Source organism: Butyrivibrio sp. VCD2006 (assembly GCF_000423925.1).
Classification (GTDB): domain Bacteria; phylum Bacillota; class Clostridia; order Lachnospirales; family Lachnospiraceae; genus Butyrivibrio.
On record NZ_KE384105.1, the window covers coordinates 1 to 24,025 of the forward strand.

Sequence of the window (24,025 nt, forward strand, 5' to 3'; positions counted from 1 at the left end):
TTCTGTAATAAGGGCTTAACGGTCCTCTCCATTGCCTTAAGTATTGTATATGTAAGGAATGTGTCAACCGGAAGCATGCACGCATTCTTCACCACTCTCATAGGAAGTATTGCCATGGCCGCCTGATTATAAAACATTGTAAGCCAGAGTGTGTTGAGAAAGATATTCACAAAAATTGTGACAATGAGATGCGCCACAAACACTCTCACTACAGTTATCTTCTTTTTATAAAAAGCGAAGCCGTAAATAATTCCGCCAAGAGCAGCGCTTATTGTGAATCCGGGGAAGAAAGCTCCTGTGGGCTTTACGAACCACTTAAGGATATCAAGCACAGCGCCAAAGATTGCACCTACTGCGGGTCCAAAGAAGCAGGCAACTATCTGGTTTGGATAACCAGAGAATCCTACCTTGATGTAGGGGCCAAGCTGTATTGATGTGACGTAGCCAAGAGCAACTGCAATTGCAGCCATCAGTCCGCAGAACACTACGTTCCTGAGGCTCTTGAATTCAGCAAGTGAACCCATCCATCTGTTAATACTACCGTTTGTTTCTAATGTTGCATTTTTTTGCATAAAAACACCTCCCTATGCATTCCACAGTATGCACAAGGAGGTGTAAAACTTCATAACACTTTCGATATGCTACAGTGGGAACCGAATCCGATACCGCGGCAAGCCTTCGTCCTTCCGGCAGTCCCTGTCCGGATGGCACTTAACGCACCGAATTCTACTCTGCTAATTTTTTGTTACGAACTTATTATAACCACAAAAAGCTTATAGTCAATCAAATTTTATAAAATTTCACCATTAAATAATCTTATCAAAAGTATCTGCAAGAGCAGGATAGATTGTCTTGAACTGCTGATATCTTGCCTCGTACTTCTTAACAAGCTCAGGATCGGGCTTCTCAGTCTTATCAACCTTAACGATTGCAGCTGCTGCCTCTACAACGCTCTTGTATGCGCCGCAAGCTACCATAGCAAGCATAGCGCCGCCCATTCCGGGACCCTCTTCACAAGAAGGAACATCAACTTCTATATTAAGAATGTTGGCGATCATTTTTCTCCAAAGAGGACTCTTAGCACCACCACCGCAGATCATTGTGCGCTCAGGTGCAACACCGATGCTCTTGGCAACCTCGTACATATCTCTTGTAGCGAAAGCAACACCTTCAAGAACAGCCTGTGTCATATCCTCTCTTGTTGTATCCATTGTGATGCCTGTGAAGGTAGCACGTGCGTTAGGATTATTCCAGGGAGATCTCTCACCCATAAGATAAGGAAGGAAGAATACATGGTTCTCGCCAAGCTTCTCAATACCCTTCTGCTCTGCAGCATAATCCTTGGTCTTGATGATCTCATCCATCCACCACTTGTTGCAGCTGGCAGCGCTGAGCATGCAGCCCATAAGATGGAAGCTACCGTCAGCATGATCAAATGAGTGAAGTGCGTTGTTGCTGTCAACAGCAAAGCTGTCTGATGACATAAATATTGTTCCGCTGGTACCAAGTGAAATGTTACATCTGTTGTTGCCAACAGTGCCTGTTCCAACAGCTGCTGCCGCATTGTCTCCTGCACCTGCTGCGATTACTACGCCGCTCTTAAGTCCAAGCTCAGCTGTAAGCTCTGCGTTAAGCTCACCAACCTTCTCATAGCTCTCGAAGAGCTGAGGAAGCATATCCTCAGTGATTCCGCAGATGTCACACATCTCCTTTGACCACTTTCTGTTCTTAACATCAAGAAGAAGCATACCTGATGCATCAGAGTAGTCTGTGCAGAAAGTACCTGAGAATTTATATGCAAGATAATCCTTGGGAAGCATTATCTTCTTGATCTTCTTAAAGTTCTCGGGCTCATTCTCTTTGATCCAAAGGATCTTGGGAGCTGTGAAGCCAGCAAAAGCAATATTAGCTGTGTACTCAGAGAGCTTATCCTTGCCGATCTCACCATTGAGGTAATCAACCTGCTTCTGAGTTCTGCCGTCGTTCCAAAGAATTGCAGGACGAATAACGTTATCATTCTCATCGAGAATAACAAGACCGTGCATCTGGCCGCCGAAGCTGATACCGGCTACCTGAGACTTATCTACGTCCTTAAGAACTTCCTTTAAGCCTTCAACCGCCTGAGCATACCAGTCCTCGGGTTTCTGCTCTGACCAGCCGGGCTGCGGGAAATAAAGAGGGTACTCCTTTGTTGCAGTACCATGAATCTTGCCTGTCTCATCCATGAGAACAAGCTTAACTGATGATGTTCCAAGATCTACACCTATATAAAGCATATACAACCTCCCATTAACATTTTGTTTTTGCTTTTAGTTTATTTTTAGAGACCATAAAGTCACAATGTTAATTATAAATGTTTTTTATAAGAGGTGCATTACACTTTTTGCTGTTTAATCACTAATTATTGCAGTTGTTCCCATAACCTACCAGGTTATTTTCCCTTTAGCCAAAAGCTTTTCGAATTCATCCTGCTTTAAAGGTTTGCTGATAAGATAACCCTGCATTTTGGTTATTCCCATTTCGCTTAGTGTCTGGCATTGTCTCCCGGTTTCCACTCCTACTGCTGCGACTGTAATATTCATAGCTTTGGCAAAACCAACTATAGATTCAACCAGGATTCTGACACCGTCATCGATATCTATCTTTTGTATCAGGTCGCGGGACAGCTTAATATAGTTAATGCCGCAATTCATTAAATACTTCAGATTTATACTGGTGCCGCCGAAGTCATTGAGACTCAGCCTGAAGCCGTAATTATGAAAAGCCTCCAGCGTATCCCTTGAAGAGTTCGTTGATCCCATCATAAAATCTGTTGAAATATCCAGTATGATTTTTTCAATCTTAATATCAAATTCTTCCCGGGACCGCTCAAGCTCCTCGATAAACTCGGCATCAATAAGCTGCTGAGTTGAAAGATTTATCGTAAGCGCAAGCTCTGTATTATACTTACTGTTAAATTCAGATATCGTCTTAAAAGACTGACGTACTATCCATATACCAAGGGATGGCAATAATCCACATTCTTCAGCAATAGGAATAAGTTCTGTCGGTGATACGATTTCAAGCTCTCCCATTAATCTGGGGAACACCTCAACTCCGATAATATCTCCGGATTCTGTCTCCACCTGTGGTTGATAGTGCAGGAAAAAATCCCTGCTGACATCAGCGTGCTCAACAGCCATTCTGATCAGTTGCTTTCTGGCCAATGCCTGAACCATCCTTGCATCAAAAAATTTATAGTCATCTTTATTGCCACTCTTTTTCACTTCGTACATGGCATTATCGCCATAGTTCAGAAGCTGCGTCCAGTCATCGGAATCATCAGGGTAGACAGCAATTCCTATGCTGGCCGAGAGATTGAAAATATATTTATCAAGAATTATTGGTGTATTAAAAAGCTCCCTAAGTGAATCGGCAGCATTTTTCAAATCCGTTTGTTCTGTAATTCCGCTTAGAACCACAAGGAATTCATCTCCGCCCATTCTAAAGGACGTATACTCTGCAGGCAGACTGTTAAGCCGACTACCAATCTCTTTCAAAACCCTGTCGCCCATTTCATGTCCATAAGTATCATTGACAGGCTTAAAGTGATTAAGGTCCGTGCAGAAAACTGCGAATTTTGACTTCTCCTCATCACATTCCTTATGCTTCTTTTCAAGAAACTCAGTTGCAGAGCGTCTGTTCAGAAGTCCCGTAAGCATATCAGTTATGGAAATAACATTCAGTCTTTCATTTGCACTCTCAAGATCTTTGGTTTTTTCCTGTATTCGTTCCTCAAGTATGGTGTTCTGCTCCTGCTGATTTTTGAGCAGCTCTTCACTTAAAAACTGCGCATGAAGAACATAATTGGTTATCAGATATGACAAGAGAGTTATTATGATATACGTTCCTAAGGTCTGTGTAAGAAATTCTGTTGCAACAAGCACAATGTCAAAGGCAATCATAAGAACTATGAAAACAAACCGCTTGGTTGTGGCTTCTTTAGAAAAATCACGCCTTTTAAACTTGTAATCGTATTTATTAATTATCTGAAAAGTTGTGCCAACTCCCATCAGAATCATGCATAATACGTATAAAAGATTTGTAATATCATTTTCAGCATCAAGTCCTATAGAACGGAGAAAATCGTATTCAATATCAAGAACCGCATATCCGAAAATACCGATTGTAGTGCAGAAGGGCCCCCTTAAAATTTGCCTTGGTTCCAGATGCATAACAAGTTCAAAACACATCATCATTATAAAGAAGCTGACAAAGAAGAATATCAGCTCCTTCCAATGAGGATTACGGCTTTCAACACCTGCTGCATAAATGTGGAATCTTAGTATGACTACAAAAAGAGAAATCGCAAAACACAGACTATTACTCAAAAGAAAGGCTATCTCAATCCTGGAATCGATCAATTTGGATATCATATAAACGCTTATACATATTGCAAAAAAAGCATCAGGAAAAAGATACAGATCCTCAACAAATTCCGTTATTGCTCCCGGAGTCGGCAAAAAGAAGTCATTAATAAGAAAAAGAATGTCTGCCACAAACCAGATAAATATACCTGTAGCCATGGCAACAGTAGACCACTTGAACTGGCCAAGTCTTCCTATCTCTGATACCAGCAGGATAAGAACCAGTCCAACAGTGATCGGAGAAAACATATCTATAAAAAAATCATTCCCTAGCATTGTACTAAATAAGTACACTACAAAGGAAACAATGATCGAATATAATAATACTTTTTCCCGTCTCTTAAGCATTTTACCAGCCTCTCACAACATAAAAAGCACTATAACTGCGTAAAAATCACGGGTTTTAAGCTACCAGAATTATTATACCATTAATTATTTTTTTAATTTTAAAAAAAGCTTGCATTTATTCTGAAATTGTAATAAACTAAACAAGCTGTCGCAAGACATATAAGAAATATGGCTCGTTGGTCAAGCGGCTAAGACGCTGCCCTCTCACGGCAGAATCAGCGGTTCGATTCCGCTACGAGCTATTTAAAAATCCCAAGTCATTGACTTGGGATTTTTTGTTATCACTTTCCGATTCTTATAACATCCGTTCCAACCTTTTCCTGGAATCTTACATCATGCTCCACAAGCAGCATTGTTGGCTCAAATTGAAGGATCAGTTTTTCTATCTGCATCCTTGAGAACACATCAATGAAATTGAGTGGCTCATCCCAGATATATAGATGTGCAGGTGTGATGAGGCTCGCTGCAATCAAAACTTTCTTTTTCTGACCTTCAGAAAAATCCTCAATATTTTTTACAAATTGTTCACGTCCAAGATCAAGCTGTCTTAGTACCGCAAGGAAAAGACTTTCGTTTAGCCCATGCGATTCGCAGAACTTTCTAAGTGAACCAGATAAAAATGATGTATCCTGATTGATATAAGATATTGTCATTCCTGACGCGACATCAAGATTCCCGGATACGATGAGACCTGAATCTGTCTTATATTCTCCATAGTTCATCTTTTGTAAAATTGCTTTTACAATACTGGATTTACCACATCCATTCTCACCGGAAAGAATTATTCTATCACCGCGTTTTACCTGAAAACGTAATCCTGAAAACAGTTCATTCTCAGCACCCTCATATCGAAGCGACAAATCATTTGCATTTATCAGCACTTCCTTATGGAATCTGAGGGGATTGATCTTAAGATCAGTTACCTTCTCAATATCATTGAGCAGGCCTTCCTTTTCTTCTATCTCACGACCTATTCGCATTTCGTAGGACTTAACGCGAGCCTGCATCTTTTTTGTCTTCGCACCTATGAAGGATCTGGACGAAATACTCCTGTCATGCTCCTTCACGGGATCAAATCCTATCTTCGAATTTTCACTCTTCTCCGCCCATCTGCTGCTTCTGTCTGCAGCAACCTTGAGTTTACCGATTTCCTTAAGATGCTTCTCGTTTTCCGCCTGCTGAAAAGCATCCTTCCGCTCCTTGTTTTCCCACCAGGACGAAAAATTACCTGCTTGGACCTCTATGGTAGACCTGTTAAGCACAAGGACGTGATCACACACGCCATCAAGCAAGTCTCTGTCATGTGAGACAAGGATAAAGCCCTTTTTCGAAGCGAGATATGACTTCACAATATCACGCGCTCTGCTGTCCAGATGGTTGGTCGGCTCGTCTATCAAAAGAAACTCATTCTCTGCCGCAAACAAAACCGCCAGCATGACTCTTGTGCGCTCCCCAAAGCTGAGCGTACCAAAGGGACGATACAAACATTCCGCATCCATCTGGAGCTCGTTCATCTGAATGAGTACCTGCCAAAGCTCGACTTGCGGTTTCCATTTATCCATAAGCTCTGCTGCATTCTGCTTTAAATCCTCTTCCGATACCAAATAGGGAAAATAGTCAAAGCAGGTTCCTGTCTTGATGCTGCCACGGTAATCGTATCTTCCCATGAAAAGATTCAAAAGGGTTGTCTTACCCTTACCATTTCTTCCAATAAGCCCCAGCTTCCAATCCGTATCGATATTGAATGTCACGTCCTTGAGGACATCATCGGCACTTCCGTCGTATGAAAAAGTTAAATCTGTCACTTGTATCTGTGCCATACACATCACCTCCGTTATCTTAAATGGCACAAAAAAATCTGCTCCCATACCGAAAGCAGATTAAACGTACAAATGAAGTCCAAATATATGCCGAAAGAGAGCATCCCTTATGGGCGGCTTCAAAATGAATACGATAATCTAATCCGGCATACACAAACAGACCCTTATGGGCCATAGCTTTTCTTCGTTCATGTTCACCAAATCAAATTATCTAATTATCATTCCTTCACCTACACACAATCTGTGCGCCTTTCGTTTTTTGCTGTATCTAGGCTATCACCTTTTCTTATAAAAGGCAATATATGATTTCTCATTATTTCTTATACTTCCTGAAGCTCGCTTTTTTCTTTATTTATCACTCTTGTCAGAAGGATGACCGATACAATCATCATGATAACCTCTGTAACAGTCTGTGCCCAGATCATTCCGCCAAAGCCAAAGGCTCTGTTAAGTAGAAGCAGAAGCGGCACATAAAGAATGAGCTGTCTGATAAAGGTAATAATGAATGCATATTGCGCTTTTCCCATACCCTGAAATGACATTCGGCACATAGAGGATGCACCGCTGCTTACAATGTTTGATACCGCTATTGCCACCATCATTACAGGGTATGCAAGGTTCACAGCCGCAAGTTGATAGTCATCTCTTGTAAGTCCTATGAAGTAAGTGTCCACAAGGTTATACATAACCATAATGAACATCCCGGCTATAAGCGGCAATCCCATTTTCAGAACTGCCCTTGCAGGCTCTTCCTTACTTAACACATATATTCTCTTATCTTCTTTTTCCATAACGTTCATCTTCCCTAAAATCCTTTAGTTCTAAAGCGTATTCACGCTTTTTCAACATTAAGCATTTTAGTAGTTCGATTTGCTATATGCAAACAAAAACCATTTTATTTTTTTATAAATAATTAATAGTTTTTTCATTTGCAGACACCTACAATATCATTCAGGGAATGTAGTTTCTTTGATAGAAAAGGCAAAAACTAATGTTTTCTCATGGAGGGTTGTAAAATGGGTAAGAGTTCAAAAAGTATTGTTGTCAGATTTTTGTCCCTGCTGTTTGCAGCAATTTTAGTTTCTACCGTTATGGCTAATCCTATTACTGTAGAAGCTAAAGTAAAAAAGAAAACGCTTAAAACTTTTTCCAGTTTAAGTAATGATGATCCAATCTATCTGGACAGCATTGCTCATGTGGTAAAACCGGGACACTATAGATTCAAAATCAAGAAAAGAAAGAATTCCGGAGCCTTTGGAATTATCAGATTTATGGCTCCCAAGGAAAAGGCCTATTCTTTTACCGTAACTAAAGTACACGCTAACAAAAAGAAAACCTACGCGAATGGATATTTCCATATTTTGCAAAAGAGAATGGAGCCTGATGGATATTTATATTCTGAGCGCATAGCTGATAGCGGGTTGTTTGGATCAAAAAATACCGGCTTGGCCAGAAAGAAAAGAAGTGTTGATATCGCTTGCTACCAGAACACTGTAATGTATGTGGAATTTTATGTTTCCGCCAGCAGATCAAATTATGTACAGTTTGATTTCACAATTAAATAAGTGAGAACAGAAAAGTAATGCCATCTCGTTCTGAGATGGCATTTTTTACAATAAAAAACCCAAATCACATTAGTGATCTGGGATCTAGGGTTGGGCTGTTTACACAGTCAGTAGCTCGTAGCGGAATCGAACCGCTGATTCTGCCGTGAGAGGGCAGCGTCTTAGCCGCTTGACCAACGAGCCATTTAGTTGTCTGTCGCTTAGCGACTTGATTATATTATTACAACTTCAAAATAAATGCAAGTACTTTTTTAAAAAAAATAAAAAAGTTTTTTTGAAGTTTCTATGAAAGAATTACCCCTCATCAGTCGACTACGTCGACAGCTTCCCCCAAAGGGGGAAGCCAAAGTGATTCTGGAATTGCCCTATCATAAGGTGATTCAACACTTATCCCATCATAAAGTCAAATATACTTATCTGGTTAGACTCCGGAATATCTCCAAGAAGTCCCATGTTAGCCATTTTATCTACTACTGCCTGAGGGCATTTGGTTCGCTGTTTAAAGTCATCCTTAGAAATGAAGGGACCGTCCTTTGCAGCTTCAACTATCTGATCGGCAGCTTTTTCACCAAGTCCGTCTATACTAAGGAGGCTGGGCATGATCTTGTCGCCAAATACCTGGAAGGATCTGGATGCCGCCTTGAAGATATCGATCGGCATAACCTCTATGCCTCTCTCGTACATCTCCTCCGCAAGTCTCATGGCTGCGAGCTCGTTCTGCTCGGCATTTGTCATCTCATCTCCCTTTGCGCGGTAGGTGTTCATCCACATTTTAAGGGTTCCCTCGCCCTGGAACATGTGCTCATAGCTAAGAGCCTTTGCTCTTATGGAGAACCAGGCTGCGTAGAAGGCCTGCGGCACATATACCTTGAAGTAAGCGATACGCCAAGCCATCATAACGTAAGCTGCGGCGTGGGCCTTCGGGAACATGTACTTGATCTTCTTACAGGACCAAATGTACCAGTCTGGCACTCCTGCTGCGATCATGGCCTCTTCCATCTCCGGCTTTAGTCCCTTACCTTTACGAACAGACTCCATGGTCTTGAAGGAAAGTGACTTATCCATGCCCTTCTGGATCAGGTAGATCATGATATCGTCTCGACAACAGATACAGGTATCGATGGTCGCTTTGCCCTCCTGGATGAGGGTCTGGGCATTTCCAAGCCATACGTCTGTACCATGTGATAGACCTGAAATTCTGATAAGATGCGACAGCGATGTAGGCTGCGCATCGATAACCATCTGCATCGCGAAGTCAGTACCAAACTCAGGAAGACCGAGGCATCCGAGCTTCGTTCCACCGATCTGGTCAGGCTCTATGTTGAGAGACTTCGTACTCATGAAAAGTTCCATAACATTATGATCATCAAGAGGCACAGTCTTAGGATCAAGGCCTGTACAGTCCTGAAGGAATCTTATCATGGTCGGATCATCGTGTCCCAGAATATCGAGCTTTAGCAGGTTGTGGTCGATCGAGTGATAATCATAGTGTGTAGTTATAGTTGCGGTTGTCATATCGTTTGCAGGGTGCTGCACCGGAGTAAAGGAGTTAATGTCCTCTCCCACCGGGAGAACTATGATACCGCCGGGATGCTGACCGGTACCTCTTCTAATTCCGATACACCCTTGCGTAATTCTATCAATTTCACAGCGTCTTTTACCGACACCGAGACCATCATAATATTTTTTTACAAAGCCGTAAGCTGTTTTGTCGGCAAGACCGGCGATAGTTCCTGCTCTGAAGGTCTGTCCGTATCCGAAAATAACCTCAGTGTACTTATGAGCCTTGGACTGATATTCTCCCGAGAAGTTAAGGTCGATATCAGGCTCCTTGTCACCCTTGAATCCAAGGAAGGTCTCGAAGGGTATATCAAAACCATCCTTATTCATCATATGTCCGCACTTGGGGCATCTCTTATCCGGCATATCACAGCCTGAGTTACCACCATATTTAAGTACATCCTCAGAATCAAAATCGCTGTATTTACACTTAGGGCACACATAATGAGGTGAAAGTGAATTAACCTCGGTGATACCTGATGCAAAAGCAACGAAGGATGATCCTACGGAACCACGGGAACCAACCAGGTAGCCGTCCTCCACAGACTTCCAAACCAGCTTCTGCGCAATAATATACATAACCGCGAATCCGTTCTTGATAATTGAATTAAGCTCTCTCTCAAGTCGCTCCTCAACTATCTCCGGAAGGTCCTCACCATAAATCTCGTGAGCCTTGTCATAACAGATTCTCGTAAGGATTCCATCACTATCCTCGATTACAGGAGGACACTTGTCAGGTCTTACAGGTGAAATACTATCGCACCTCTTCACGATATCTCTGGTATTCTCTATTACCACTTCTCTTGCCTTGGCAGCTCCAAGGTAATCAAATTCAGAGAGCATCTCCGCTGTAGTACGCACATACAAAGGAGCGGGCTCCTCATCATTCATACCCTTTCCCGCCATGATAACGGTTCTGTAAATCTCATCATCAGGGTTTAAGAAGTGAGCATCGCAGGTCGCAACAACAGGCTTACCATACTGCTCACCCAGCTTTACTATCTTCTTGTTGATCTCCCTGATGTCATCATCGGAGTTGATATCCTCGTATCGCTCCGAATCCACCATGAAATGATTATTGGCAACGGGCTGAATCTCAAGATAATCGTAGAAATCAACTATTTTTGCTATCTCATCCTCAGCGCGCCCTTCAACAACAGCACCGTAAAGCTCTCCGGCACAGCAGGCTGAGCCTATGATAAGTCCTTCCCTGTACTTAATGAGCTCACTCTTGGGAATTCTCGGGAATCGGCTAAAATACTCAACGTGCGACTTACTTATGAGCGTATAGAGATTAACCCTTCCCACTGTATTTTTGGCAAGAAGTATGATGTGATGGGTCCTGAGGTGCTTAACAAGCTCGGGATTTGAAGCACCGAGGGCATTTACCTTGGTAAGGTCATCTGCGCCCTCATTCTCAAGCATCGGTATGAACTTCTGAAAAATCTTGGCGGTACACTCCGCATCATCAACCGCTCTGTGATGATGCTCATTTACCACATTCAGCGTCTTACAGAGTGCGTCCAGGTTATGCTTAGCCTGCCTTGGGAAAAATGCTCTCGAAAGACCCATTGTATCAACTGTAGTGTAATCCACATCTATTCCGAGTTGCTTGCAGTTTTCATTTATAAAGCTAATGTCAAATCCAACATTGTGGCCCACAAGGATAGCATCCTTGCAAAACTCAACAAATCTCGGAATTATCTCATCCCTTGTGGGGCAGCCGATAACCATGTCATCGGTGATACTTGTGAGCTTGGTGATTCTGAACGGAATAGGCTCCAGAGGATCAATGAACTCTGAAAAGCGGTCCAAAATCACACCGTCCTTCATCTTGACGGCACCAATCTCTATGATCTTATTATTTACGGGTGAAAATCCCGTAGTTTCTATATCAAACACAACAAAGGTAGAGCCTTCAATCTTCTGGCCATTGTTGTTTATTACTATCTCTTTTAAGTCGTCGACAAGATAGCCCTCAACGCCCTGGATAACCTTGAAGAAATCCTGTCTGTCAGGGTTCTTGTCTCCTGCTTCCTTACGTCTTGTCTTTTCTTCCTTCCACAGGTCCTCCCAGGCGTGATTTGCATCTGTAAGTCCCTGAACAACGCCGTGGTCAGTTATGGCAACGCCGGGCATTCCCCATTTATAGGCCTGCTTTACTATGTCCTTAACCTCGGACACTCCGTCCATATCCGACATCTTGGTATGGCAGTGAAGCTCCACTCTTTTAAGTTCCTCTTCATCCACACGCTTAGTGGTAAAATCGGGAATCTTACGGATTCCGGCAACGCTCTGGATTGTTACCTCATGGTCAAATTTGTCGACCATGGCAATTCCCTTCACCTTAAGGAAAGCACCTTTCTTAATATCCTGCTCTAGCTCCGGAACATTCTCCTGCTTGGCAAATACCTTAACTGTTATGGTGTCGGTAAAGTCAGTCATGGCGAACATGAGAATAGCTTTCTCATTCTTAATATCACGTCTGTCATAGCTTATTACCTTACCTCTGACAGTGACTTCTCCCATCTCACCGACGATTTCTTCCATGGTTATAGTGTCGTCCTCGAAGTCTCGACCGTAGATAATATTGGGATCGTCAGAGCGCTTAAAGCCACCACCTGTACCGCCTTTTTTGAAGAACTTGCTGCCGCCCTGTCCAAACTTACTGCCGGACTTGACACCGCCTCCAAACTTGCTCCCGGAGTCAGAACCAGCACTGCCGGAAGCAGCCTTTTTCTCTGCTCCGCCCTCAGCTGCTTTCTTGGCAGCCTTGGCTTCTTCCTTCTCCTGGTGCTTTTGCTCTGACCTCTCCTCAGCTTCCTCAAGTCTCTGAGCAAGCTTTGCGGTCTCCTTGGAGTAGTCAATTTCCTTCTTCTTTGCCTGTGACTTTTTATAGGTGATACCCATTGTCACAGCAAAACCGCAGCGTTCATTCAGGATTTTCTCCAGAATACGCTGAATGTCCGCAGATTTTTTCTCAGCAATAACAGACTCCTCAAGTATCAGCTCAACTCTGTCTGATTCCGGAAATGAGAAATCCGCATTTTTCAGGATCGTATATTCAATTGGATCATAATTCTTGAATTCCAGCAGAATACTGTCCTTATACATCTCCAGAAGGTTCTGGGGCGTGTACTGGGCCGAGAGGAAAAATCTCTCATATATCTTAACAGTGAGATTAGTCTCTCTGAAAAGCTGCTTCTTGATTTCCTTCTCAGCCTTGACCACATCCGCCTTTTCGATTAGACGGTTGCTGGATAAATAGATGCGTACGAGATCTTTCTTCTCTGTGGTGGATATCTTCTCAACCTGCACATCTGACAGTTCTTCTTTTGTGTGTGGGTCCAGTTTTAATGTCTGAAACACCTCAAGGAATGGTTTTCTCATACGTGGTATTACCCTTTACTTCCAATTCTTAAGTTCTTCGCGCAGGGCATCTATTAGCTCTGCCTCAGGAACTTTTCTGATGACTTCTCCTTTTTTAATGAGAAGTCCTTCACCAATGCCACCTGCAATTCCGATATCAGCTTCTCTTGCCTCACCGGGGCCGTTAACTGCGCAGCCCATAACCGCAACCTTGATATCAAGCGGGAATTCCTGAACCATCTTCTCAACCTCGTTGGCAAGTCCGATGAGATCAATCTTGGTTCTTCCGCAGGTAGGACATGAAACAACTTCTATTCCGCCACTGCGAAGGCCGAGAGTCTTAAGTATCATCTTGGCTGTACGGATTTCCTCAGTGGGGTCGCCTGAAAGTGATACGCGAATAGTATCACCTATTCCCTCATTAAGGATTATTCCAAGTCCGATTGATGACTTGATGTTTCCGCCATAAAGAGTACCTGCCTCGGTAATTCCTACATGAAGCGGATAATTGGTCTTTTCCGCAAGCTTCTTATGAGCATCCACGCAGAGCATTACATTTGAAGACTTGATGCTTATAACCAGATTGTCATAGCCAAAAGCTTCTATGATGCGCACCTTATCGAGTGCACTCTCCACGAGACCTTCAGCGGTTACTCCGCCATATTTTTCAAGGAGGTCTTTCTCAAGAGATCCGCTGTTAACTCCGACTCTTATAGGAATATTTCTCTCCTTAGCTGTTTTAACAACAGCCTCGATTCTGTCCTTTGAACCGATATTACCGGGATTTATTCTGATTTTATCCGCACCGTTCTCCATAGCAGCGATAGCCATCTTATAGTCAAAATGAATATCAGCTACAAGCGGAATATGAATGCGGCTCTTTATCTGTTTAATGGCATCGGCAGCCTCCTGATTAGGAACGGTGCAGCGAACTATATCGCAGCCTGCTGCCTCAAGTGCAAGAATCTGGGCTACTGTCTTTTCCACATCCTCTGTCGGTGTATTTGTCATCGACTGTATCATGATGGGATTGCCGCCACCTATTACCTTATCACCAATATGGACTACCTTTGTATTATCGCGATATGCCATTTTTGCCTCCTGTTACTTCATGAACTTTGAAACATCACTTATGACTACAACTGCCATAAACGCCATGAGTACAACCATTCCCACAAGGTGAACCATTCCTTCCTTCTCGCGGGGGATGGGTTTTCTTCTAATAACTTCAATAAATGCGAAGACCAGTCTTCCTCCATCAAGTGCAGGGAAAGGAAGAAGGTTCATTACTCCAAGGTTAACCGAAAGGAGTATCAAAAGCTCAAGCATTGTGAGAACAACTGAAGACAGACCATACGGACTGACTGCTTCATAGGTCTCATCAACAATCTTCACCATTCCAACAGGCCCTGATACATCACCGAGGGAAAGTCTGCCCTGCACAAGCAGAGCAAGACTTCTGTAAGTCGTCTTAAAATAATAAAGAATGTCATAGAATGCGTAAGCTATTACCTTGGGTCCTGTTACTCTCTCATATTTTCCGAGATAGATACCCATAAAATATCTGTCCTGCTCAGCGTCATAATGAGGTGTGAGCTCTGTGTGGTACATCTGGCCATCACGCATATAGTCAATCTGCATCACGCCGCCCCTGCTGAACTGAGAAATAACTGTCACCTCAGAAGCAAGATGTATTTTCTCACCGTCGACCTTTACGATCATATCGCCTTCCTGAAGGCCTGCCTCAGCAGCCGCGGAATCGCCCTCGGTCAGACCCGATATCACAGGAAATGCCCAGGGTGAATTTGCTACAACTATAACAGCTATGATCATTGCTGTTATGAAGTTAAAGAACGGACCACCGAATAAAACAGCAATCCTTGCCCATACATTTGCATTGGGAAAAGCTCTGTCATCATAATCATGCTCTTCCTGTCCTATGTCATCCTCCCCTTCGAATCTGCATGCGCCGCCAATAGGAAGAAGTCTTAAGCTGTAAAGTGTCTCACCCTTCTGCTTCTTAAAAATGACAGGTCCCATTCCAATCATGAACTCCAGGACTCTGATATTATTCGCTTTAGCAATCAGAAAATGTCCAAGTTCGTGAGTTGTAACCAGTGTTCCAAATATTAAAATAAACAGTATCAAACTAACTAACATTTAATTCTTCTCCAGATATTCATATGTATCGGCCTCAGCCCTGAGAATCTCTTCAAGATTAGGATTCTCAATCTTTTGGTGATGTTCCATGGCACTTGAAATCATATCATAGATATCAAGGAATTTAATTTCCCTGTTAACAAACTTCTTTACAGCCATCTCATTCGCAGCATTAAATACAGTAGGCATACTTCCGCCTGCTCTGGCTGCTTCATAAGCCAGTTTTAAGCCAAGGAAAGTATCTGTATCCGGCTTCTCAAATGTGATCTGTGAGAGTTCATAGAAATCAAGTCTCTTTTCATCCAAAGGTACTCTGTCGGGATAGAAAAGCGCATACTGAATAGGCAGCTTCATATCCGGTACTCCAAGCTGTGCCATTACTGCACCATCCACAAACTGAACCATGGAATGTATTATGCTCTGCGGCTGGATAACAACCTGTATCTGATCAAGTGATACATCAAAAAGCCATCTTGCCTCCATTACTTCAAGGCCCTTGTTTACAAGAGAAGCTGAATCAATGGTAACCTTGACGCCCATGTCCCAGTTGGGGTGCTTAAGCGCATCATCAACAGACATCTCCGAGAGCTCAGAGCGCTTCTTACCTCTGAAAGGACCGCCCGATGCTGTAAGCAGGATCTTTTCCAACTTACTCTTAGGCTCACCGTTCAAGGACTGGAAAATAGCACTGTGCTCACTATCAACCGGAAGAATCTTAACATTCATTCTCTCAGCAAGTGGCATAATGATATGACCTGCGGTAACAAGAGTTTCCTTGTTTGCAAGAGCAATGTCCTTACCGCTCTCAATTGCAGCCATTGTAGGACGAATACCGATCATGCCTACAACTGCAGTAAGCACCGTATCAGCCTCAGGCACCTGAGATATCTCTACAAGTCCCTCCATACCGGAAAGGATCTGAACAGGTACATCCGCGAGCTTTATTTTAAGCTCCTTAGCGGCATCCTCATCATACATTGCCACATATTTGGGTCTGAATTCCCTTACCTGCTGTTCAACCTTATCAACACTTCTGTTAGCTGCAATACCGACTATCTTAAGATCATCGGGATTAGCCCTTACAACATCAAGTGTCTGTGTACCTATTGAACCGGTCGAACCCAGTAATACAATTTTTCTTCCCATTTAAAACCTCACATTAAAAAGAATATTGATAAAAAGTATATGGACGGCGTAATGAATATTACACTGTCAAATCTATCCATAATTCCGCCATGTCCCGGAATAAGATTACCGTAATCCTTTATGCCGTGCTCTCTCTTGATTCCTGATGCCACAAGATCTCCTATCTGTGACAAAATGCTTGCAACGAAGGTTATCACTGCAAAGCTGAACATACTAAGACTCGCGGATGTCGCAGGATCGGCGTATTTTGCATACACATACCCATAGGCAATTCCAAAAATGACACTGCCAAGGATTCCTCCCACAGCGCCTTCTATTGTCTTCTTCGGTGAAAGAACAGGGCAAAGCTTGTGCTTACCGAAAGCACTGCCTGCAAAATAAGCGCATGTATCACATATCCAGGCAACAAAGGGTATCCACGCAAGGAATCTTCCCGTCGGAAATGCTCTCAGTAAATAAATAAATGAAAGCATAGCCGGTGCATAAATGAATGAAAATACCGCATTTATAAGCTGCGTGGCTTTATATTTAGGATAAGAAAAAACAAAGATTGCCGCCTCTGCCGCAAACAGTATCATGATCATCGCCACAAGGAAGTTCATGTCGCCTCCCTTAAAAAACAATAACGCATAATAGATGCAGATTGCTGCCATACCTAAAATCTCAGGAAGATTTGTCTTCTCATTCTTACCTCGAACTCCCAGTGCTCTTGTGAGTTCGCGATATCCTACGAGCGATACAAGGAGTAATACTCCTCCGGTAACAAATCCGCCGCTCAAAAGTGTCACTATAAGCAAAACCAGTAAAACTGCTCCGCTTATTACTCTAGTCTTCATAATGTTATTCCTCTGCACTATCCTTTAGACCGCCATATTTGCGGTTTCTTCCGCCGTATGCATCTACGGCCTTCTGAAGCTCAGCCTCATTAAAATCAGGCCATGCAATATCTGTATAATAAAATTCCGTGTAAGCACACTGCCACAGAAGGAAGTTACTAAGGCGCTGCTCACCGCAGGTGCGAATAAGCAGATCGGGGTCAGGCAAATTCTTTGTATCAAGATGCTCTGAAATCATCTGCTCGGTGATATCTGCCGGTGCTACTTTGCCTTCCTTGCACTCCTCTGATATCTCTCTTACTGCACGCACAATCTCATCACGACTTCCGTAATTGATGGCGATCGTAAATGTGAGCCCTGTATTACCACGAGTAGCTGTCTCCAGTTCGTTGATAGCATCCTGAATATCTTCAGAAAGCTTACTGCGCTCACCGATTACCTGACAACGAACATTGTTTTTCATAGACTTCTTGATACTGCTCTTAAGATACGTTCTAAGAATCATCATAAGCGCAGACACCTCTGTCTCAGGTCTATTCCAGTTCTCTGTGGAAAAAGCATAGACCGTCAGGTACTTTATGCCCATATCATCAGCCACTTCAAGGATATCCTCGACTGCCTTGGCTCCCTGCTTGTGTCCATAATTTCTGGGAAGGCCTTTTGCCCTGGCCCATCTTCCGTTGCCATCCAATATTATCGCAACATGCTGTGGAATTTTTGTGTTCTCGTCCATTTTGCCTCCTGGCTTCTTATTTGTCAGCTTAGTTCCTCATTCGTAAGCTGCGCCCCTCATCCGTCAGCTTCGCTGACACCTTGTCTTCGCTCCGCTTCGGTCCGCGCAGAACCGACATCCCCCGGATGTCGTGCGCCCCAAAGGGGGAAGGCATATAAATTTAATTCTTTCTAGCAAAGAAACTCCATAAATGTAAGTAGAGCCTGTGCTATAACCCACAGGCTCTTTTGAAGTATCAAAATTTTACGGTAGTTACACTTAAATCCGTTTAGTGTAACAAATTCGAACCGGACTTAGTATCTGCCGGATTCTCACAATTAAACCGTCATTATCTCTTTACTCTTTTCTTCAACAGCTTCGTCGATCTTCTTAACGAACTTGTCTGTCATCTTCTGAAGATCTTCTTCAAGCTCAGCAATCTCATCCTCTGAAACGTCGGTGCCTTTTAATTTCTTGAAAGAATCATTTCCGTCACGGCGGATATTTCTAACTGCAACCTTAGCATCCTCGCCCTTCTTCTTGATATCCTTAGCCAGCTGCTTTCTGCGCTCCTCTGTGAGCTCAGGGAAGATCAGACGGATTACAGTTCCGTCGTTGCTGGGTGTAATACCTATATCAGATGCAAGAATAGCCTTCTCAATATCCTTTATAAGGCTCTTATCCCAAGGTGCGATCTGAATCATACGTGCCTCGGGGATTGAAACGTTACCAACCTGCTGAATAGGTGTGGGTGTTCCATAGTAATCCACCTTAAGCTTATCAAGAACATGCGGATTTGCGCGTCCTGCACGTATGGAAGCAAGTTCCTGCGCAAGGAAATCAAAAGCCTTAGTCATTTTTTCTTCATAGGGTTTAACTTTTTCATTCATACACTTATCCTCCGGATTATAGTTTAAGCTGTAACAGTGGTTCCATTGAAATCACCACTTGCTGCTTTTATTATACTATTTTCTTCCTGAAGTGCGAATACCCTCATAGGAATATGATTTTCCTTAACCATGATGGAGGCTGTCATATCAACAACCTGGAGATTCTTTGCAACCACTTCATCAATACTTATAGTGTCGTAGCGCTTAGCGTTCGGATTGGTAGCAGGGTCACTGTCATAGACGCCATCAACAGCCTTGGCAAGAAGAATAACATCTGCCTCGATCTCGATGGCTCTGAGTGTGGATCCCGTATCTGTTGAGAAATACGGATGTCCTGTGCCTCCTGCGAAGAATACAACCATTCCCTTTGAAAAATATTTATTTGCTCTGTCCTTAGAGAAAAGCTTGGTAAATGAACCACATTCAAAAGGAGTGAGAATGTTGGTATCCATACCTACGCTTCTGAAAATCTCAGAGACATAAATACAGTTCATGATGGTAGCAAGCATACCGATCTGATCAGCCTTCACACGGTCGATGTTCTCACTGGTACGCCCTCTCCAGAAGTTACCGCCTCCGATAACTATTCCTACTTCAACTCCGTCATCAACAAGTTTCTTAACCTGAAGAGCAACGCCTCTGACAGTGTCCTCGTGAAAACCGGTCTTATTAGGACCTGCCAACGCTTCGCCGCTTAATTTTAAAAGTATTCTCATTATTTCTGTCCCTTAAGTCCCTCAAAGAATGCAGAAGGATTAACCTCAGCATAAGACTGTGAGCAGTTACCTTCGATTACAGCACCATTGTTGATCTGTACTGACTGAGATTTGATGTTACCCATAACGATAGCAGTTGTATCAAGAACAACAGGGCCGGGAACATCGATGTCACCCTTTACAGCGCCTGCGATAACAGCGCTTGTAGCAAAGATGTTACCGATAACTACTGTACTCTGGCCGATCTTAACACTGCCGTTACTTCTAACTTCACCAGTGATTCTTGCTGCCTCAGCATAAATCTCTGCTGCTCTGGAATCACCCTCGATCTCACCTGTTACGTTGAGCTTGCCAAGGCAAGTAACGTTGCCTGTAATCTTACCAACAAGGTCAAGTGAACCTGTTGTCTCAAGATTACCAACTATTTTCATACCTTCTGTAATGCTGGCTACTTCATCTGTAGGTGTCTGCTGTTGAATATCCATTGTTCCAAATCCCCCATTATTATATTTTGTAGACTTTCTCTCCTCGTATACAGGTGCCTGTTCAGCCTTCTCCTGTGCAATTGACTCAATTGCGCTAAGTGATGCTGAAAGGTCAGCTACTGTATCCTCTTCTTCCTCCTCGAAGTTGCTGATTTCTTCTTCGGGCTCAGCCTCTTCCTCGGGTACAACCACCTCAGCCACAGGCTCTTCAGGTACGATTGTCTCCTTAACCGGCTCCGGAGCAGGCTCAGCAGCCTCTTCCTCTGAAGGCTCCCCATCTGCTACGCCTTCGTCGAGCTTGATTTCATCAAGGTGATCAAGCATTTCGTTCAGATCCTTCTTAACGTCTGCTTCTGTCTTAGCCTTAGCAGTATCTTCCTCTGCCGCAGCTACCTTCTCTGCAGTTTTATTCAGGCTCTGCGCTTCCTCACTTTCCTCAGGCATAATTGTCTTTGCAGCCTGAGAGAGATCACTTTTCAGCTCTGAAAAAAATCCCATTACTTTTTCCTCCGTTTCAAAAAATTACTGAGAATTGCTGATATGTTGAACCGGTAACGTGTCATCAGTTATCGGCACTATCACTGTGTCATCCATCGCCTGAATCTGTTCAATGATCTCAGGCAATGCCTCTACCGTAGCAGGTTTATCCGCCGAATCATGAAGCAAAATGATAGCTTCATTGAACTTGGGAACACCTGTCATGACATTGGCAACTATTATGTCCTTATTGACGCCGCCTCTGTCGTCGCTACTGGCAACATTCCAATCAAAATAGGTGATGTCCTCAAGGTCAAGGTAATTGATAAGCTTACCCATTTCTACCTTGCTCACCGTATTAGAGCTTCCTCCGGGAAACCTGTAATACTGCGACCAGACTCCGGTCGTTTCATAGAGATAAGTCTGAAGCTTATGCAGATCTGCTGAGAAACTATCAAGAGATTCATACAGTTCACTGTACTTGTGACTGTAAGAATGCATCCCCAACGTGTGACCACTCCCCGCTATCCGTCTGTAAACACTTTCGTACTCCTCCCCTTCCTTGCCGGTGACAAAAAAGGTAGCCTTAACACCATAGCTGTCCAGTATATCAAGTATTGTATTTGTAGATGTACTTGGTCCGTCATCAAAGGTTATATAAACTCTTCTCTTGTCGTCCCGCTCCCCCTGCTCTTCATCAGAAGTCTCCTGTGATGATGTCTCTTCCGGCGGTGCCTCATCTGTTTCGGTAGGTGCACCATCTGCCTCCGGTTCTGACTCTGTCAGTTCCCCGTCAGTCTCCGGTTCTCCCTCCGGAGTCTCATCACTCTCTGTCTTCTCTTCCTCCCGAACATCCTCCGCGATGTCCTCCGCGCTCTTAGGATGCCATTCAACCGGGTTATCTGTCTCCCCGTCAGCAAGTGCTTCCTCCCCATAGTGCTCTTCGTACCAGGAAAGTTCAGACTTGGCCTTCTCCAGCATTCTGTTGGTATGACTGTTTTTCATAACCAGAAATATGCAAATGCCGGTAGGAATGAGGCATGAAGCTGCAATGGATACAAGAATCAGTTTCCTTAAAAAGCTGATTCTTCTGGAACGAGCCTCGTCTGATCTGTGACCCTCCGTGTTCGTTGCCATATTTTATTACCACATTTCCAACTTGCTGTTATGTCTAAAAGACACCGGTGCCGTGAAAAACTGATATCTCCGGACACCTGACTATGTATATAGCCAAAAAAGATTATACCATATTTTAAGGGGTACAAAAAGAAAAAACAAAATAGATTCCTGCATTTTTTTGTCAATATGGAAAAAGTACTAAAGATTCCAAAAAAAATTTGGAACGCGAAAACGTTTCAGTATATAAATTTTTTAGATTTACTTTACGGGATGTTTATTATCGTTTGCTATCCTTATAACACCAAAGCAACAGGAGGAACTCAGGTATGAGGAAAATCTACGGAATAATCATTACAATCGCTGTAGTTATCAGCATTTTCTCTGATTCAGCACTTATTTCAACAGCCGCAAATAATTCTGACGGAATTCAGATTAATGGCGAGTATCTTATTAGTGATACTGACGGCATGCACTCTGAGTATGTTCTTATCGCCAAAAATATCTCAGGTATTGATCTGACCGTAACAGCGAATTTCTTTGCCGCTTCCTCCGAAAGCGATACTGTAAAAGCTGTATCAGATACTGCCCCCGCAATAAAAAACGGCCAGACTTTCATTCTCTATGGTCAGTTTAAAAATTCTGATCTCGAAAATGCTTCGGGGATCTCATACAAGCTTACTACAGCCGCTACAAATAGCTGCAAATATGACGCAGTAAATGTTGACGCTTCTGCAAACGAGGATGGTGTGCTTGAGATAACCGGCACAAACTATTCTTCCGAAGATGTAAGTCTTGTTAACGTGAGAACCGTTTTCTTCAAGGACGGAACTCCCGTTGGTTTTGATCATGTAAATCTTGGTGACAGCGCATATTCCTTCAGAAGCGGAAGCTCCAATTCTCAAGAGCTTGGAATGATTCATCCGGAATATGATAACTATATCATCACCTATACAGTTGCAGATGAACTCTGATATTAATAATCTACTTTCATAAGACAAAGGCCCTGCGGCGGTGCTGTGGGGCCTGCTTTTTGTCTGTCAGTAGCTTCGATAATGTCCTTAAGCTCCTCAGGTCTGATATTTCCATACCCTACCTCCAGAAGAGTCCCCGTCATTATTCTCACCATATTCTGTAAAAATCCGTTTCCGTGGAAATATAATCTTATCTGAGGACCACTCTCCTCAATTTTTATATTATCAACACATCTTACCGTGGATTTTTTCATCTTTGTATTGCCGCAAAAGCTCTTGAAGTCATGTGTTCCGATGATGTATTCGGCAGCCTTTTTCATAAGCTCCACATCAGGCTTTTCCTCTAAAACAGTAACATATTTCCTGTCAAAAACAGGCTTTGAAGCCCCATAGTAACAGGTATATCTATAGGTTTTACCAAGCGCATTATACCTGCTGTGAAATCTCTCAGAGCATGTCCTGACATCATTTACGCTGATGTCCTCAGGAAGATACTGATTCATGTAACGCTGAATCTCCTCTTCTGTGAGATCCGTGTCCAGCATCGCATTGGCTGTCATTGCTCTCGCATGAACTCCGGCATCGGTTCGCCCGGCTCCGATAACCTGTACGGATTCGCCCTCAGGAAGACCTACCATTCTGGAGAGAACAGCCTCCAGTTTTCCCTGTATCGTCATATCCTTATTAGGTTGCCTCTCCCACCCAAAAAATCTTGTTCCATCATAGCTGAGTGTGAATTTGTAATTACGTTTCATCGATTATTCTCCTGATTTAAAAAGCTTTTTAGTGTAAGAAAATCGGATGTCGCCATCCGATTTTCAAATCTCATTTACTTTGATAACTGTTCCTTGATTGCTGCAAGGAGCTCATCATATGTCTCAAATGCAGGGAACTGCGGGAAATCCTTCTTGATCTGATCTGTTGTTCTGAATAAGAAGCCTGCCTGACTTTCCTTGATCATACCAAGGTCGTTAAAGCTGTCACCGCTTGCTATTGTATCAAGTCCAACGCTCTGAAGCGCCTTTACGGTTGAAAGCTTACCCTGATCGCAGCGCATCTTAAAGCCTGTGATTTCTCCGTTCTCTGCAACCTCAAGGCTGTTGCAGAAGATTGTGGGCCATCCCAGTTTCTTCATAAGAGGTGATGCAAACTGAGTGAAGGTATCGCTAAGGATAATAACCTGAGTTATTGATCTGAGCTCGTCAAGGAACTCCTTAGCTCCCGGCAACGGATCGATAGTTGCGATAGTATCCTGAATCTCCTTAAGTCCAAGGCCGTGCTCCTTAAGAATATCGATTCTGAATTTCATGAGCTTGTCATAATCAGGCTCGTCTCTGGTTGTTCTTTTGAGTTCCGGAATTCCTGTTGCCTCTGAAAAAGCGATCCAGATCTCCGGCACCAGTACCCCTTCAAGGTCCAAACAAGTAACGTACATTTTTTCATCC

The 24,025-nt window shown here is 43.2% G+C and carries 19 protein-coding genes, 2 tRNA genes and 1 riboswitch; of the genes, 3 read left to right on the forward strand and 18 right to left on the reverse strand.

The window, feature by feature from the left end:
- The 3 genes from G586_RS0117000 to G586_RS0117010 all read right to left on the reverse strand — a co-directional run.
- The coding region (locus tag G586_RS0117000; protein WP_026528817.1) for a folate family ECF transporter S component at positions 1 to 572 on the reverse strand (572 nt) is incomplete at its 3' end.
- A gap of 70 nt (positions 573 to 642) precedes the next feature.
- Positions 643 to 736: riboswitch (THF riboswitch) on the reverse strand.
- A 70-nt stretch (positions 737 to 806) separates the two neighbouring features.
- Positions 807 to 2,276, reverse strand: a complete 1,470-nt coding sequence (gene xylB / locus G586_RS0117005; protein WP_026528665.1) for a xylulokinase — start codon at positions 2,274 to 2,276, stop codon at positions 807 to 809.
- A gap of 147 nt (positions 2,277 to 2,423) precedes the next feature.
- A complete protein-coding gene (locus G586_RS0117010; protein WP_207640728.1) occupies positions 2,424 to 4,655 on the reverse strand; it encodes a putative bifunctional diguanylate cyclase/phosphodiesterase in 2,232 nt (743 codons plus the stop codon).
- 269 nt (positions 4,656 to 4,924) lie between these two features.
- Between G586_RS0117010 and G586_RS0117015 the strand changes: the two genes are divergently transcribed.
- Positions 4,925 to 4,996: transfer RNA gene (locus G586_RS0117015), tRNA-Glu, on the forward strand.
- A 39-nt stretch (positions 4,997 to 5,035) separates the two neighbouring features.
- Here the strand turns inward: G586_RS0117015 and abc-f are convergent.
- Entirely contained in the window at positions 5,036 to 6,574 is a 1,539-nt protein-coding gene (gene abc-f, locus G586_RS0117020; protein ID WP_026528667.1) for a ribosomal protection-like ABC-F family protein, read from the reverse strand.
- 320 nt (positions 6,575 to 6,894) lie between these two features.
- Positions 6,895 to 7,365 carry an MATE family efflux transporter gene (locus tag G586_RS0117025; RefSeq protein WP_026528668.1) on the reverse strand — a complete coding sequence of 157 codons (471 nt, stop codon included), beginning with the start codon at positions 7,363 to 7,365 and terminating at the stop codon, positions 6,895 to 6,897.
- Positions 7,366 to 7,590: 225 nt separating this feature from the next.
- Here G586_RS0117025 and G586_RS0117030 point away from each other — a divergent pair, with 225 nt between their 5' ends.
- Positions 7,591 to 8,139, forward strand: coding sequence for a hypothetical protein (locus G586_RS0117030; protein WP_026528669.1), 549 nt, complete (start codon positions 7,591 to 7,593; stop codon positions 8,137 to 8,139).
- A gap of 111 nt (positions 8,140 to 8,250) precedes the next feature.
- Here G586_RS0117030 and G586_RS0117035 read toward each other — a convergent pair.
- The 11 genes from G586_RS0117035 to G586_RS25210 form a co-directional block, all read right to left on the reverse strand.
- Positions 8,251 to 8,322: transfer RNA gene (locus G586_RS0117035), tRNA-Glu, on the reverse strand.
- A gap of 204 nt (positions 8,323 to 8,526) precedes the next feature.
- Positions 8,527 to 13,089: a PolC-type DNA polymerase III gene (locus G586_RS0117040; protein ID WP_026528670.1), complete on the reverse strand. Its 4,563-nt coding sequence runs from the start codon at positions 13,087 to 13,089 to the stop codon at positions 8,527 to 8,529.
- Between the two features lie 15 nt (positions 13,090 to 13,104).
- Positions 13,105 to 14,160, reverse strand: a complete 1,056-nt coding sequence (gene ispG, locus G586_RS0117045; RefSeq protein ID WP_026528671.1) for a flavodoxin-dependent (E)-4-hydroxy-3-methylbut-2-enyl-diphosphate synthase — start codon at positions 14,158 to 14,160, stop codon at positions 13,105 to 13,107.
- 12 nt (positions 14,161 to 14,172) lie between these two features.
- Positions 14,173 to 15,228 (reverse strand): M50 family metallopeptidase, encoded by a 1,056-nt coding sequence (locus G586_RS0117050; protein ID WP_026528672.1) that lies wholly within the window; start codon positions 15,226 to 15,228, stop codon positions 14,173 to 14,175.
- The gene (gene dxr / locus G586_RS0117055; RefSeq protein WP_026528673.1) at positions 15,229 to 16,374 is read right to left on the reverse strand and encodes a 1-deoxy-D-xylulose-5-phosphate reductoisomerase; all 1,146 of its coding nucleotides are present in this window, start codon (positions 16,372 to 16,374) and stop codon (positions 15,229 to 15,231) included.
- Between the two features lie 8 nt (positions 16,375 to 16,382).
- Positions 16,383 to 17,210: a phosphatidate cytidylyltransferase gene (locus G586_RS0117060; RefSeq protein ID WP_026528674.1), complete on the reverse strand. Its 828-nt coding sequence runs from the start codon at positions 17,208 to 17,210 to the stop codon at positions 16,383 to 16,385.
- A 4-nt stretch (positions 17,211 to 17,214) separates the two neighbouring features.
- Positions 17,215 to 17,943: an isoprenyl transferase gene (locus tag G586_RS0117065; protein WP_026528675.1), complete on the reverse strand. Its 729-nt coding sequence runs from the start codon at positions 17,941 to 17,943 to the stop codon at positions 17,215 to 17,217.
- 317 nt (positions 17,944 to 18,260) lie between these two features.
- On the reverse strand, positions 18,261 to 18,812 hold the full coding sequence (gene frr / locus G586_RS0117070) for a ribosome recycling factor (RefSeq protein WP_026528676.1): 552 nt from the start codon (positions 18,810 to 18,812) through the stop codon (positions 18,261 to 18,263).
- A gap of 23 nt (positions 18,813 to 18,835) precedes the next feature.
- On the reverse strand, positions 18,836 to 19,528 hold the full coding sequence (pyrH, locus tag G586_RS0117075) for a UMP kinase (protein ID WP_035773489.1): 693 nt from the start codon (positions 19,526 to 19,528) through the stop codon (positions 18,836 to 18,838).
- Complete coding sequence (locus tag G586_RS26370) at positions 19,528 to 20,511, reverse strand: polymer-forming cytoskeletal protein (protein ID WP_026528678.1); 984 nt, start codon at positions 20,509 to 20,511, stop codon at positions 19,528 to 19,530. Before G586_RS26370 ends, pyrH begins: the two co-directional genes overlap by 1 nt.
- A gap of 24 nt (positions 20,512 to 20,535) precedes the next feature.
- Positions 20,536 to 21,627 (reverse strand): polysaccharide deacetylase family protein, encoded by a 1,092-nt coding sequence (locus G586_RS25210; protein WP_051204871.1) that lies wholly within the window; start codon positions 21,625 to 21,627, stop codon positions 20,536 to 20,538.
- A gap of 308 nt (positions 21,628 to 21,935) precedes the next feature.
- Here G586_RS25210 and G586_RS0117095 point away from each other — a divergent pair, with 308 nt between their 5' ends.
- Entirely contained in the window at positions 21,936 to 22,580 is a 645-nt protein-coding gene (locus tag G586_RS0117095) for a hypothetical protein (protein WP_026528679.1), read from the forward strand.
- A gap of 2 nt (positions 22,581 to 22,582) precedes the next feature.
- Here G586_RS0117095 and truA read toward each other — a convergent pair whose 3' ends face one another.
- Both truA and thrH read right to left on the reverse strand, forming a co-directional pair.
- Entirely contained in the window at positions 22,583 to 23,335 is a 753-nt protein-coding gene (gene truA / locus G586_RS0117100; RefSeq protein ID WP_026528680.1) for a tRNA pseudouridine(38-40) synthase TruA, read from the reverse strand.
- A gap of 74 nt (positions 23,336 to 23,409) precedes the next feature.
- Positions 23,410 to 24,015, reverse strand: a complete 606-nt coding sequence (thrH, locus tag G586_RS0117105) for a bifunctional phosphoserine phosphatase/homoserine phosphotransferase ThrH (RefSeq protein ID WP_026528681.1) — start codon at positions 24,013 to 24,015, stop codon at positions 23,410 to 23,412.
- Positions 24,016 to 24,025 lie beyond the last annotated feature (10 nt).

What these genes read in the sequence shown, in the direction of transcription:
- xylB (WP_026528665.1), bottom strand. Translation starts at nt 2,276, where the DNA reads ATGCTTTATATAGGTGTAGATCTTGGAACATCATCAGTTAAGCTTGTT.
- G586_RS0117010 (WP_207640728.1), bottom strand. Translation starts at nt 4,655, where the DNA reads ATGTTTTCTCCGATCACTGTTGGACTGGTTCTTATCCTGCTGGTATCA.
- abc-f (WP_026528667.1), bottom strand. Translation starts at nt 6,574, where the DNA reads ATGGCACAGATACAAGTGACAGATTTAACTTTTTCATACGACGGAAGT.
- G586_RS0117025 (WP_026528668.1), bottom strand. Translation starts at nt 7,365, where the DNA reads ATGGAAAAAGAAGATAAGAGAATATATGTGTTAAGTAAGGAAGAGCCT.
- G586_RS0117030 (WP_026528669.1), top strand. Translation starts at nt 7,591, where the DNA reads ATGGGTAAGAGTTCAAAAAGTATTGTTGTCAGATTTTTGTCCCTGCTG.
- G586_RS0117040 (WP_026528670.1), bottom strand. Translation starts at nt 13,089, where the DNA reads ATGAGAAAACCATTCCTTGAGGTGTTTCAGACATTAAAACTGGACCCA.
- ispG (WP_026528671.1), bottom strand. Translation starts at nt 14,160, where the DNA reads ATGGCATATCGCGATAATACAAAGGTAGTCCATATTGGTGATAAGGTA.
- G586_RS0117050 (WP_026528672.1), bottom strand. Translation starts at nt 15,228, where the DNA reads ATGTTAGTTAGTTTGATACTGTTTATTTTAATATTTGGAACACTGGTT.
- dxr (WP_026528673.1), bottom strand. Translation starts at nt 16,374, where the DNA reads ATGGGAAGAAAAATTGTATTACTGGGTTCGACCGGTTCAATAGGTACA.
- G586_RS0117060 (WP_026528674.1), bottom strand. Translation starts at nt 17,210, where the DNA reads ATGAAGACTAGAGTAATAAGCGGAGCAGTTTTACTGGTTTTGCTTATA.
- G586_RS0117065 (WP_026528675.1), bottom strand. Translation starts at nt 17,943, where the DNA reads ATGGACGAGAACACAAAAATTCCACAGCATGTTGCGATAATATTGGAT.
- frr (WP_026528676.1), bottom strand. Translation starts at nt 18,812, where the DNA reads ATGAATGAAAAAGTTAAACCCTATGAAGAAAAAATGACTAAGGCTTTT.
- pyrH (WP_035773489.1), bottom strand. Translation starts at nt 19,528, where the DNA reads ATGAGAATACTTTTAAAATTAAGCGGCGAAGCGTTGGCAGGTCCTAAT.
- G586_RS26370 (WP_026528678.1), bottom strand. Translation starts at nt 20,511, where the DNA reads ATGGGATTTTTTTCAGAGCTGAAAAGTGATCTCTCTCAGGCTGCAAAG.
- G586_RS25210 (WP_051204871.1), bottom strand. Translation starts at nt 21,627, where the DNA reads ATGGCAACGAACACGGAGGGTCACAGATCAGACGAGGCTCGTTCCAGA.
- G586_RS0117095 (WP_026528679.1), top strand. Translation starts at nt 21,936, where the DNA reads ATGAGGAAAATCTACGGAATAATCATTACAATCGCTGTAGTTATCAGC.
- truA (WP_026528680.1), bottom strand. Translation starts at nt 23,335, where the DNA reads ATGAAACGTAATTACAAATTCACACTCAGCTATGATGGAACAAGATTT.
- thrH (WP_026528681.1), bottom strand. Translation starts at nt 24,015, where the DNA reads ATGTACGTTACTTGTTTGGACCTTGAAGGGGTACTGGTGCCGGAGATC.